General features: G+C 48.3%; 11 protein-coding genes. 8 read left to right on the plus strand and 3 right to left on the minus strand.

The genetic code is table 11. The annotated features are described in order from the left end of the window. The first annotated feature begins 88 nt into the window (after positions 1 to 88). The 5 genes from wbaP (at position 89) to rfbB (ending at position 5,101) form a co-directional block, all read left to right on the plus strand. Complete coding sequence (gene wbaP / locus L9G74_RS08720; RefSeq protein ID WP_238895910.1) at positions 89 to 1,558, plus strand: undecaprenyl-phosphate galactose phosphotransferase WbaP; 1,470 nt, start codon at positions 89 to 91, stop codon at positions 1,556 to 1,558. 63 nt (positions 1,559 to 1,621) lie between these two features. Further along, complete coding sequence (gene rfbD / locus L9G74_RS08725; protein ID WP_238895911.1) at positions 1,622 to 2,509, plus strand: dTDP-4-dehydrorhamnose reductase; 888 nt, start codon at positions 1,622 to 1,624, stop codon at positions 2,507 to 2,509. 30 nt (positions 2,510 to 2,539) lie between these two features. Then, positions 2,540 to 3,412: a glucose-1-phosphate thymidylyltransferase RfbA gene (rfbA, locus tag L9G74_RS08730; protein ID WP_238895912.1), complete on the plus strand. Its 873-nt coding sequence runs from the start codon at positions 2,540 to 2,542 to the stop codon at positions 3,410 to 3,412. A 10-nt stretch (positions 3,413 to 3,422) separates the two neighbouring features. Next, complete coding sequence (gene rfbC, locus L9G74_RS08735; protein WP_238895913.1) at positions 3,423 to 3,968, plus strand: dTDP-4-dehydrorhamnose 3,5-epimerase; 546 nt, start codon at positions 3,423 to 3,425, stop codon at positions 3,966 to 3,968. A 23-nt stretch (positions 3,969 to 3,991) separates the two neighbouring features. Next, entirely contained in the window at positions 3,992 to 5,101 is a 1,110-nt protein-coding gene (rfbB, locus tag L9G74_RS08740) for a dTDP-glucose 4,6-dehydratase (protein WP_238895914.1), read from the plus strand. 734 nt (positions 5,102 to 5,835) lie between these two features. Here rfbB and dxs read toward each other — a convergent pair. The 3 genes from dxs to xseB are packed head-to-tail and all read right to left on the minus strand — an operon-like array spanning position 5,836 to position 8,840. Continuing rightward, complete coding sequence (gene dxs, locus L9G74_RS08745; protein WP_238895915.1) at positions 5,836 to 7,701, minus strand: 1-deoxy-D-xylulose-5-phosphate synthase; 1,866 nt, start codon at positions 7,699 to 7,701, stop codon at positions 5,836 to 5,838. A gap of 20 nt (positions 7,702 to 7,721) precedes the next feature. Next, positions 7,722 to 8,600: a (2E,6E)-farnesyl diphosphate synthase gene (gene ispA, locus L9G74_RS08750; RefSeq protein ID WP_238895916.1), complete on the minus strand. Its 879-nt coding sequence runs from the start codon at positions 8,598 to 8,600 to the stop codon at positions 7,722 to 7,724. Beyond that, entirely contained in the window at positions 8,601 to 8,840 is a 240-nt protein-coding gene (gene xseB / locus L9G74_RS08755) for an exodeoxyribonuclease VII small subunit (protein ID WP_238895917.1), read from the minus strand. It lies immediately after the preceding gene. A gap of 365 nt (positions 8,841 to 9,205) precedes the next feature. Here xseB and pomA point away from each other — a divergent pair, with 365 nt between their 5' ends. From pomA to thiI, 3 genes are all read left to right on the plus strand, one after another. Then, complete coding sequence (gene pomA, locus L9G74_RS08760; RefSeq protein ID WP_238895918.1) at positions 9,206 to 9,973, plus strand: flagellar motor protein PomA; 768 nt, start codon at positions 9,206 to 9,208, stop codon at positions 9,971 to 9,973. A 3-nt stretch (positions 9,974 to 9,976) separates the two neighbouring features. Beyond that, positions 9,977 to 10,978: a flagellar motor protein MotB gene (locus tag L9G74_RS08765; RefSeq protein ID WP_238895919.1), complete on the plus strand. Its 1,002-nt coding sequence runs from the start codon at positions 9,977 to 9,979 to the stop codon at positions 10,976 to 10,978. A 179-nt stretch (positions 10,979 to 11,157) separates the two neighbouring features. Further along, entirely contained in the window at positions 11,158 to 12,612 is a 1,455-nt protein-coding gene (thiI, locus tag L9G74_RS08770) for a tRNA uracil 4-sulfurtransferase ThiI (protein WP_238895920.1), read from the plus strand. The last annotated feature ends 112 nt before the right edge of the window (positions 12,613 to 12,724 follow it).

Consider the following 12,724-nt stretch of genomic DNA (forward strand, 5'->3'; position numbering starts at 1 on the left):
TTTGTAGTGAATTACCGCTATAATCCGCAGGTTTATTGGATGGGCTAAGACGGTTCAAGCTCATTATTTTGTATTATGGATATTTGATATGGATATGCCTCAAATTGACACCGCCGCCAGTGCGACAACTCGGATCTTTTCCCCGATGATTAATAAAGCTAGCCTGCTATTTTCTGATGTCATTGCTTTTGTGCTTGCCTACGGCGTTACCTGTTTGTTACTCGGTAGCAATGGGTTTGAATCTCCGGAAATCTTCAGTACCTTTGATAGCCACAATGGTGTAGCTCGCGTTTGGGCCTATGCACTGATCGTGCTCTCGGGGGTGACTTGGTCGTGGACGAAGTTACGACACTATACCTACCGTAAGCCATTCTGGAGTGAGCTAAAAGAATGCCTTCAGCTACTTTTGGCTATGGCGGTTGCAGATTTGGCGCTAATAGCTTTGTCTAAGTGGGACTTTTCACGGGGTGAGTGGTTGTTGTTATGGACCCTATGTTTTGTGCTCGTACCGACCCTGCGTTACTTCACCAAAGTCGGCTTACGGAAACTCGGTTTCTGGCAGTTCCCGAGTTTTATCGTTGGCAGTGGCCGCAACGCCGCCGATGCCTACCGGGCAATTCAAAGTGAAGCCTTGATGGGGTTTGATATTCAAGGGTTTATTTGTGCAACTAACAGTTGTAAGTCAGCGCCAATTGAAGGCATTCCGTTGTTGAATCTCGACATGGAAACGGTATTGCTTAAGTATCGAAAATCTAAGTTGTTTTTAGCTTTTGAATACGAGCAAACAGAGTTGCGTGATAACTGGCTGCGTTACCTTTCAGCAAAAGGTATGCGCAACGTCTCAGTGATTCCTACCCTGCGAGGAGTACCTTTGTATGGTACTGATATGTCGCACTTTTTTAGCCATGAGTTGATCATGCTGCGCGTTCAAAATAATCTCGCACGTATATCTTCTCGCATGCTGAAACGCGTCTTTGACATTGTCGTATCAGGTTTGTTACTTCTCATTTTGTCTCCGCTGCTAGGTTATATTGCTTGGAAGGCTTCTCGTGATGGCGGCTCACCGACTTATGGTCATGAACGTGTTGGGCAGCATGGTAAGAAGTTTAAATGTCTTAAATTCCGTTCGATGGTCTCCAACTCAAAAGAAGTGTTAGAAGAGTTGCTGGCAAATGACCCAGAAGCCCGGGCGGAATGGTTTAAAGATTTCAAACTTAAAAACGATCCACGAATTACACCTATCGGGCATTTTTTGCGTAAGACCAGTTTGGATGAATTGCCGCAGCTATGGAACGTATTCAAAGGTGAAATGAGCTTAGTGGGGCCACGCCCAGTGGTTGATGCTGAACTTGAACGCTACGGCGATGATGCTGAGTACTACCTCATGGCCAAACCTGGCATGAGCGGTTTATGGCAAGTGAGTGGTCGCAACGATGTGGATTACGCCACGCGGGTATACCTTGATGGTTGGTATGTTAAAAACTGGTCACTGTGGTATGACATTGCCATTTTATTTAAGACAGTAGGTGTAGTTTTGCATCGAGATGGTGCTTACTAGATTTGGTGAAAGGTTTCAAAGGGGCTATCGAATTGAGGTGGCCTTTGTTTTTTAAGGAAATGTATGACAGTAAAGTTGATGTTGACCGGTGCTAACGGCCAAGTTGGTACCAGCTTGCAGCAACGTGCCGTAAGCTTAGGTTGGCAAGTGCTAGCAGTTGATCGTAGTGAGTTGGATATCACTGATCGTGATGCGGTTTTACAAGTTGCAGCGAGATTTCAACCGGATGTGATTATCAATGCGGCAGCACACACTGCCGTAGACAAGGCGGAGAGCGAGGTTGCAGCTTCTTATGCGATTAATCGCGATGGCCCGCAATTCCTCGCTGAAGCCGCGAGCCGTGGTAATGCCGTGTTGCTGCATATTTCTACCGATTATGTGTTTGCCGGTGACAAAGATGGGGTCTATCTAGAAACCGATGCCGTGGCACCGCAAGGGGTGTATGGTGCGTCGAAACTGGCAGGCGAGCAGGCCGTTGCTACGCATTGTAGCAAGCATCTAATTTTACGAACTGCGTGGGTATTTGGTGAGCAAGGCAATAACTTTGTTAAAACCATGCTGCGTGTTGGCGCTATGCGCGATAGCTTAAATGTGGTGGCCGATCAGTTTGGTGGCCCGACATACGCTGGTGATATTGCAGATGCATTGTTAGCTATGGCGCAGCGCGCACTGCAGTCCGATTTCGCGGCTTGGGGCGTGTATCATTTTTCGGGGGCGCCTCATGTTAGCTGGCATGGTTTTGCCGAAGCGATTTTCGCCAAAGCGGGCGAGTTACAACTGTTAGCGCAATTGCCGACAGTTAACCCGATCACTACCAAGGACTATCCAACTCCAGCAAAACGCCCGGCTAACTCACGCTTAGATTGCCAGAAAATCCAACACGTATTTGGTATTCAACCTAGTAATTGGCAACATGCACTAGCAAATTTGCAGCAATATTTACCGCAATAACCCATCTGACCCATCGAGACAGAGAAGAATATGAAAGGCATTATTTTAGCGGGCGGCAGTGGCACCCGTTTACATCCAGCGACGATTGGCGTTAACAAGCAGTTGTTACCTGTTTATGACAAACCGATGATCTACTACCCACTGACCACCTTGATGTTGGCCGGTATTCGTGAAGTGTTGATTATCAGCACACCCAATGATCAAGACACCTATCACCGCATTTTAGGTGATGGTAGCCAATGGGGTATCCGTATCGAGTATGCGGTACAACCGAGCCCAGATGGATTAGCACAAGCGTTTATTATTGGCGAAAAGTTCATTGGTGACGATTCGGTGTGTTTAGTACTTGGCGATAATATTTTTTATGGTCATGGATTCAGTAAAACACTGCAAGCCGCTGCGGCACAGCCTGATGGTGCAACAGTGTTTGGCTATTATGTGCAAGATCCTGAGCGCTATGGCGTGGTGGATTTTGATAAGAACGGTAATGCGATTTCTATTGAAGAAAAACCGCTTGAGCCTAAGTCCAATTATGCGGTGACCGGACTGTACTTCTACGATAACGAAGTGGTTGAAATAGCCAAACAGGTTAAACCATCTCATCGTGGCGAGTTGGAAATTACCGACATCAACAATATTTATCTGCAACGCGGAAAACTGCGGGTCGAGCGGATGAGCCGCGGTTCTGCTTGGTTAGACACTGGCACCCATGACTCATTATTAGATGCGGCAATTTTTATTCGCGTGTTAGAAAAACGTCAAGGACAAAAGGTGGCCTCGCCAGAAGAGACTGCCTACCGCATGGGCTTTATTAATGCTGACCAGTTAGCTGAGTTAGCCAAGCCGTTGATTAAAAGCGGTTATGGCGCTTATCTAATGCAAGTTCTAAAAGAGACTATTTGAGAGTTATCTAATGAAAGTTGTCGATACAGCAATTGCTGAAGTAAAGATTATCGAGCCACAAGTGTTTGGTGATGAACGTGGTTTCTTTATGGAAACTTGGCGAGAAACTTGGTTTAACGAACAAGTGTGCGAACGTCGTTTTATTCAAGATAACCATTCAAAGTCGCGTCAGGGAATTTTACGCGGCTTACATTACCAAACTGAAAATACTCAAGGTAAGTTGGTTCGCGTCGTCAGCGGTGAGGTGTTTGATGTTGCCGTTGATATGCGCAAGTCTTCTCCTACCTTTGGTCAATGGGTTGGGGTGTTATTGTCAGCCGAGAACAAACGTCAGTTGTGGGTGCCAGAAGGGTTTGCCCATGGTTTCTATGTGACCACTGAAACCGCCGAGTTTGTTTATCGTTGTACTGATTATTACAACCCCAATGCTGAGCATTCCGTACGTTGGGATGATCCTGACCTCGCAATTGCGTGGCCATTGGTCGATGGTCAACAACCATCATTGTCAGCCAAAGATGCTGATGCAAAATGGTTGAAAGATGCCGTCACTTTTTAATTTAAGCAATTAGGACTATTCCGATGAAAAGATTACTTGTCACCGGTGCTGCTGGTTTTATCGGCGCGAATTTTGTGCATTACTGGTTGTCGCAGCACGCGGAAGACCGTGTGGTGGTGTTGGATGCGTTAACTTACGCTGGCAACCTTGAGACTCTGTTGCCATTGATGGATAAGCCAAACTTTCGGTTTGTTAAAGGCAACATCGGTAATACTGAATTGGTTGAGCTACTGTTACGTGAAGAACAAATTGATACCTTGGTACACTTTGCCGCTGAATCTCACGTTGACCGCTCGATCACCGGTCCCGACGCTTTTATCGAAACCAACATTATCGGTACGCACAGCTTGCTGAAAGCGGCACGTAGTGTTTGGCTTGCTGATCCTGCCAATCCTTTGCCGCACCGTTTCCATCACGTATCGACAGATGAAGTCTACGGGACGTTGGGACCCAATGATCCTGCGTTTACCGAGCTGACTCAGTATGCGCCTAATTCGCCTTATTCTGCGTCTAAAGCCGCTTCTGATCATTTGGTACGTGCTTACCATCACACCTATGGCTTGAACGTAACGACCAGTAATTGTTCAAACAATTATGGTTATTATCACTTCCCTGAGAAGCTTATCCCGCTGTGTTTGACTAACATCCTCGAAGGTAAGCCTTTGCCAATTTATGGCGATGGCAAACAGATCCGTGATTGGTTATTTGTGGAAGATCACTGCCGTGGTATCGAGTTAGTGCTGCAAAAGGGCGTCACTGGCGAGACCTATAATATCGGCGGTGTTAACGAATGGCAGAACATCGATATCGTTAATTTGCTTTGCGAATTGATGGATGGCGAATTTGCGGCTGATGCATCGTTGGCTGAGCGTTATCCTCAATCTCCTTGCGCGCAAGGTAAACCGGCGAATTCTTTGATCACTTATGTGAAGGATCGTGCTGGGCATGATCGCCGCTATGCGATTGATTGTACTAAGATTGAGCGCGAACTCGGTTTTAAACCCGCTGAAACCTTCGAAACTGGCGTGCGGAAAACCGTAAGTTGGTATTTGAACAATCAGGCATGGATCGACAATGTCAAAAGCGGTGCTTATCAAACTTGGATTGACCAGCAATACGCCAAGCGCAAGTAGAGCTGATACACGTTGTTGAAGTTTAAAAAGCCAGAGCCAATTGCTCTGGCTTTTTTCTATGTAGTTCTGAAATACTTCGCGATAAAGCGGACGTCTTGATCGCAATACCGACTAATCTAACTCGCCACTGATTACACATTTAGGTGCTGTAGAGCGGGTTGAAAGTGACTGCTAACGTATCATTCCATTAAATCCGCTAGTCGTTTCAGCAGTGCTTTTCGGCCGTTATTGGCGTCGATGAAGCGTTGAAAACGATGCTGGAATGCTAATGTGTTGTTGTTGAGTTGGTAGGCTTTGGCAAGTTGGTGCAGATCATCTGCAACTTGGTCGTAGGCACTAGCACATCACCTGCCTTGCCTAAATCACGCTCTGACAGTTGTAAAAAACAATCATTAAAGATAAACAGCCTCTCGGTGGTTGCTGCATCGCGAGTGGCTGAATTACGTCATGCGGATAGGCTGGTTTTAAGGATATTAAGGCAGAGGACGAGGTTGATGCTGCCGTATGTTTCGATTAATGCAATTTTCGCTACGAGTTAACAGGCTCGTTGGGCTAGCGCATTTTAGGGGGGGCAGAGGGAAGGTGGCGGCAATACTTGTCTAATCGAGAGTATTTAAAAAACGATCTGTGTTTAGCGCCGCAGTCGGTGTGATATTGGCTTGTTCGTGAGTTATTGATTGAAAAGGCTGCCCCGTGTCAAAACAAGGCAGCCGCGCGATGCTTAGCTGGAACGGTTAAGCAATAAAGTCTTCAATCTTTTGCTGTAAGCCTTTCGCATCTAGGCCTAGCTCTGCGATGATTTCTGCTGGTGCGCCGTGTTTGACAAACTCATCTGGTAAGCCAATTTGCAGTACTGGTTTGCAAATTTTGTGTTTGGCTAGCACTTCCAGCACGCCGCTACCTGCACCGCCCATAATCACGTTCTCTTCCACCGTGACTAACACATCATGGCTTTGCGCCAATTCTAGCAATAGAGCTTCATCCAAGGGTTTGACAAAGCGCATATCGGCTACGGTGGCGTCTAGCGACTCGGCGACTTCCAATGCGGCAGCCAGTGTCGTACCAAAGTTGATGATGGCCACTTTGTTGCCTTGGCGTTTGATAAGACCTTTGCCGATTGGCAGGGCGGTCATCTGTTCTTCCGGTTTAACACCTGTGGCGCTGCCACGCGGGTAACGCACAGCAACGGGGCCGTCTTGATAGCAATAACCGGTGTACAGCATCTGACGACATTCGTTTTCATCAGATGGTGCCATAATCACCATGTTTGGCACACAACGCAGGAAGGTCAGGTCAAACGCACCTTGGTGAGTTGGACCATCGGCGCCGACAATGCCGCCACGGTCAATGGCAAACAGCACAGGTAGACGTTGCAAAGCTACGTCATGGATCAGTTGGTCATAGGCGCGTTGCAAGAAGGTGGAGTAGATAGCAACTACAGGTTTGTAACCTTCACAGGCAAAACCCGCACCTAGCGTGACGGCATGTTGCTCGGCAATCGCCGCATCAAAATATTGCTCAGGAAAACGCTGAGAAAACTCGACCATGCCTGAGCCTTCACGCATCGCCGGAGTGATGCCCAATACTTTCTCATCACGGCTAGCCATGTCACACAGCCACTTACCGAAGATTTCTGAGAAGGTCGGCAAGCCCGGTTTGGTATCGGGTTTACGGAACTGAGTTGGGTCGAATTTAGGCACTGCATGCCAACCAATCGGATCTTTCTCCGCAGGTTCATAGCCTTTGCCTTTCTTGGTCATAATATGCAGCAGTTGTGGCCCTTGCAGGCCGCGCATATTTCGCAAGGTTTCAACCATGGCGTCAACATCATGGCCGTCGATGGGGCCGATGTAGTTGAAGCCCAACTCTTCAAATAAGGTGCCTGGCACCATCATGCCTTTCAAGTGCTCTTCGGTACGGCGTGCCATCTCTTTAATCACTGGCATGCCTTTAAGCACTTTTTTGCCGCCTTCGCGGATGGTGGTGTAGAAACGGCCAGACATCAGTTGCGCGAGATGTTTATTCAGTGCGCCGACGTTTTCGGAGATCGACATTTCGTTGTCGTTCAGCACAATCAGCATGTCTTTGTGCAGATCGCCTGCGTGGTTCAGTGCTTCAAACACCATGCCGCCAGTCATGGCGCCATCACCAATAACGGCTACCACTTTACGGCCTGCTTGCTCTTTATCTGCAGCGATTGCCATACCGAGTGCGGCTGAAATTGAGGTACCAGAGTGGCCGACGCTGAAAGTGTCGTATTCGCTTTCTTCACGCCAAGGGAATGGGTGCAGCCCCTCTTTTTGGCGAATCGTGTGCATTTGTTCGCGGCGACCGGTAAGAATTTTATGGGGATAGGCTTGGTGGCCTACGTCCCACACCAAACGGTCAAACGGCGTATTAAATACATAATGCAGCGCCACAGTCAGTTCGACTGTGCCTAAACCTGAGGCAAAGTGCCCGCTTGAGCGGCCAACTGACTGTAATAAAAAGGCGCGAAGCTCGTCGGCTAATTGAGGCAATACTGCCTGTGGTAATGCACGCAGTTCATCTGGCGTATTCGCCTGCGCTAGTACCGGAAACTGAGAAATATCCAGGCTCATAAAATCATTCATTAGGTTATTTATACTCGCCGTTCAATGATATAGCGGGCGAATTCTGCAATTAGTTGGCTATTGTAGGGCAAATCACTCAAGGCTGATAGTGCGTCCTGTAACAGCTGTTCGGCGGTGGCTTTGGCACCGTCTAAGCCTAGCAAACGTGGATAGGTACTTTTATTAGACTTTGTATCAGAACCTTGCGGTTTACCTAGCACTTCCGTGGAACTGGTGACGTCTAAAATATCGTCCTGTACTTGGAAGGCAAGACCAATGGCGACAGCGTATTGGCGTAATTTGCTTTGGGTCAGCTCATCCCCCGCGGCAGCAATCACCGCTAGTTCAACAGCACACTGGATCAAGGCACCAGTTTTTAGCCGATGCAGTTGGGTGAGTTCGTCTAAACTGATTTGCTTATCGGTGGCTGCCATATCCAGCGCCTGACCGCCACACATGCCGCTGTAACCCGCCGCTTGCGCCAGTGAACGCACCATCGCTAACTGCTGCTCGGCAGAAAACTCACTCGGTGCGGTTAAAATATCAAAGGCTAAAGATTGCAAACCGTCACCAGCTAAAATCGCGGTGGCTTCATCGTAGGCGACATGTACGGTAGGTTGTCCACGGCGCAGCGCGTCATCGTCCATTGCCGGCAGATCATCATGGATCAGAGAATAGGCGTGAATACATTCGATGGCGGCGGCACAGTTATCTAATTTGTGTAACGGCACACCCAACATATCACCCACGGCATACACCAAAAATGGTCGCACACGCTTACCACCGAGTAATACCCCATGTTTCATGGCGGCTTTAAGCGTTGCATCGGTTGTGGCGAGCTGATCCAGCAGCGAGGTTAGGTGCTGATTAACGCGTTGTTGGTAGCGGGTAATAGCGTCAGATAACAATTACTGTTCCTCAGATTCAAACGGTGAAAGTGGTGCTTCCGTATCGTTCGCCAGCAAAATAGCGACTTTCTGTTGCGCTTGTTCTAACTTGTCTTGGCTGGCACGTACCAGATGCACGCCGCGCTCAAATTGTTTTAACGCATCGTCGAGCGCGACATCGCCTTGCTCAAGTTCGTTGACTATCTGCTCCAGCTCACCAAGTGACTGCTCAAAACTGAGATTTTCGGGTTTCTTAGCCACATCCAAATCCTGTTATTCAATCTGGGACGAGAGTATACCAGCCAACACGGTAGAACGGCGACCATCCTTTTCACCATGGTGGGCTGCAATAAGCAGCGAGAAAGTCGCAAACGTTATATCAGTGATGCCTAAGGGTCAAATGAGCTGCTTGGTTCTTTGTTACACCGCACGGTTTGTCACATAAAAACCTTTGGTTTCACTATAATTCTTTCTAAACTTGCCGGAGCACTGACCGATAAACAAAATAGAACCCGTTAATTTTGAGTAAGTTGGTTATACTTATTCATCGTAGGATTTGACTGAGCATGGCAGTATAGCGCCAGAGTAGTCACGACAATGAGCAATCATTCTCTCGAGGAGCAACAGTGGATTTAGCAACGATTATAGGGCTTATTGGCGGGTTCGGATTTGTTATCGGCGCGATGGCAACCTCTGGCGGTATTGGCATTTTTATTGATACAGCCTCCATATTGATCGTGGTCGCCGGCAGTATGTTTGTGGTGATGATGAAGTTCAACCTCAAACAATTCCTCGGTGCAGTAAAGATTGCCATCAAAGCGTTTATGTTCAAGTTGGATAAGCCAGAATCCTTGATTGAACAATCAGTTACTATGGCTGACGCGGCGCGTAAAGGCGGCTTTTTGGCGTTGGAAGAAGCACAAATCTCCAACTCATTTATGCAAAAAGCCATTGATATGCTGGTGGACGGCCATGACGGTGAAGTGGTGCGTGAGGCACTAGAGAAAGATATCGCCTTGACCGAAGATCGCCACAAAATGGGCATTAAGATTTTTAGAGCTTTCGGTGATGTGGCACCGGCAATGGGGATGATTGGTACCTTGGTGGGCTTGGTGGCGATGTTGTCCAACATGGATGACCCCAAATCTATCGGCCCCTCAATGGCGGTGGCATTATTGACCACCTTGTACGGCGCGATGATAGCCAACATGGTGTGCATGCCTATTGCCGATAAGCTTGAGTTACGGATGGGCGAAGAGATGCGTAACCGCAACTTAATTATGGATGCGGTGTTGGCCATTCAAGACGGCCAAAACCCGCGTGTGATTGAAGGTTTCTTGAAAAATTATCTCGCCGAGAGTCAGCGTAAAGTTGACACCACAGGCGGGGAGTAACCCATGGCTAAGGCTAAGTGTGAATGTCCACCACCGGGAGCGCCCGCTTGGTTAGCAACCTTTGCTGACCTGATGTCGCTGCTGATGTGCTTCTTCGTACTGTTGTTAGCGTTTTCTGAAATGGACGTACTCAAGTTTAAACAGATTGCTGGCTCGATGAAGTATGCCTTTGGTGTGCAAAACAAGGTGGAAGTGAAAGACATTCCTAAGGGCACGTCAGTGATTGCGCTGGAGTTCCGCCCCGGTCGCCCCGATCCAACGCCAATTGAAATCATCAACCAGCAAACCAACGAAATGACCGAGCCAACGCTGACCTTTCAAGCGGGTGAGGACGATAGCTCTGGCGGTAATCAACAGCAGCGAGGCGATCAACGTGGCGGTGATGCCGCGGCATCCGCGCAAGATGAAGCCGAAGCTGAGGCGCAAGCCCAACCGCAAGATCAACAAGCGCAGCAACAAGCCGTGAATGAACAGGCGAAAAAGCTGGCTGAGCAACTCAATAAAGAGATTGTCGACGGCGCGATTGAAGTGGAAGCCCTAGGGCAACAAATCATTATCCGTATTCGTGAAAAAGGGGCGTTTGCATCGGGCTCGGGTTTCCTGCAACCGCAATTTAGGCCGGTGATCCGCTCTGTGGGTGAGTTACTGAAAGATGTACCGGGGATTATTACGGTGTCGGGTTACACCGACTCATCCAACATCAGTAATGAGTTGTATCAATCTAACTGGGATCTGTCGGCGCAGCGGGCAGTTGCGGTGGCGCATGAACTTATTCGGGTTGATGGCTTTGATCAATCGCGCATGAAAGTGGTGGGCATGGCCTCAACCAATCCATTAGTGCCCAATACTACGCCAGAGAATCGCGCACGTAACCGCCGTGTAGAAATTGCCATCGAGCAAGGTAAAGCGATGGAATCGCGCGATGAAATTCAAGCGATGCCAGCGCCAGCAACCACGCCAACAGCGACGGATGCCAGCAACACCCCGCCAGCTCCTGCGAACTAGCGTGACATTGATTTAACGCAAATGCCGACGAGATGTCGGCATTTTTGTGTCGGCGTTTTAGCTATTTTGTTGGCGGATAACCACCTTGCGCGGATGTGCTTTTATTTGAGCAGTGCAGCGGCTGTTTTGCTATACTGCGCCGATTGCCGATTTTAATGCTGTTTTTTTGCGGAAGTTCCATGAAGTTTATCGTTAAGCTGTACCCTGAAATCATGATGAAGAGTAAACCGGTGAGAATGCGTTTCACCAAAATGCTCGAATCAAATATTCGTAATGTTCTGAAAAAAGTCGATGAAGAAGCTGCTGTGTTACGTCAGTGGGACCGCATTATGGTGCACGTGCCTACTGGAAAACCTGAGCTGGTGGATGTGTTTGCTGAACGCCTTGGTTGTATCCCAGGTATCTCCACCATCAGCCAAGTGAATGAATATAGCTTTGGCAGTGTGCACGACATATACGAACACGCACTGAAAGCGTTTGGCGCCTCATTAGCCGGTAAAACCTTCTGTGTGCGCGTTAAGCGTTCAGGGCAGCACGACTTTAGCTCAATTGATGTGGAAAAGTACGTTGGTGGCGGTTTAAACCAACACACTGACGCCGCTGGGGTAAAACTGAAAAACCCAGACACCACAGTGAATATTGAGATCAATAACGACAAACTCTATCTGGTAGAAAAGAAACTGCCGGGCTTAGGCGGTTTCCCTATTGCTACCCAAGAAGATGTGTTGTCGCTGATTTCTGGTGGTTTTGATTCGGGCGTATCTAGCTTCCAATTCATCAAAAAAGGTGCACGTACCCACTACTGTTTCTTCAACTTGGGCGGTGCCCAACACGAGATCGGTGTGAAGCAAGTGGCGCATCATTTGTGGAAACGTTATGGCGAATCGCACAAAGTAAAATTTGTCACCATCCCGTTTGAGCCCGTGGTGCAAGAGATCCTCGAGCGCATCGACAACGGCATGATGGGCGTTATCCTTAAGCGGATGATGATGCGTGCTGCTAGCCGCGTGGCTGAGCGTATGGGTATTCAAGCATTGGTGACCGGTGAAAGTTTAGGGCAGGTATCTAGCCAAACGCTGACCAACCTTAACGTGATTGACCGTTGTACCGACATGCTGATCTTGCGGCCACTGATCACCATGGATAAACAAGACATCATCGATGAAAGCCGTAAAATCGGTACGGAAGATTTTGCCAAATCGATGCCGGAATATTGCGGCGTAATTTCGCAACGTCCAACGGTTAAAGCGGTATTGTCTAAAATCGAAGAGCAAGAGACTAAGTTTTCTGACGATCTGCTCGACCGTATTCTGGCCGCTGCAGAAGTGATCGATATTCGCGAGATTGCTGAGACGATGGATACTAAAGTTGCCGAGACCGAAACGGTGAGCACCGTAGCGCAGCAGCAAGTGGTGATTGATATTCGCGCCCCTGAAGAGGAGGAGCGTAAGCCGCTGCAATTGGATGATACCCAAGTGCTGCATATTCCATTCTTTAAACTGGCCACCGCCTTTAATGACCTTGATAGCAGCAAAACCTATCTGCTCTATTGCGAGCGTGGGGTGATGAGCAAGCTGCAAGCGTTATACCTGTTGGAGCAAGGCCATAATAACGTCAAAGTCTATCGCCCATAATTGAGGCGATTGCCCAACACGTTATACAAGCCGCAGCATCTGTCTGCGGCTTTTTTACATCAATACCCCCAAGAAAATGCTAGCGCCTCGCATAAATAAAATGCCAGAATAC

Origin of the sequence: Shewanella electrica (genome assembly GCF_022321485.1) — a bacterium.
GTDB lineage: Bacteria > Pseudomonadota > Gammaproteobacteria > Enterobacterales > Shewanellaceae > Shewanella > Shewanella electrica.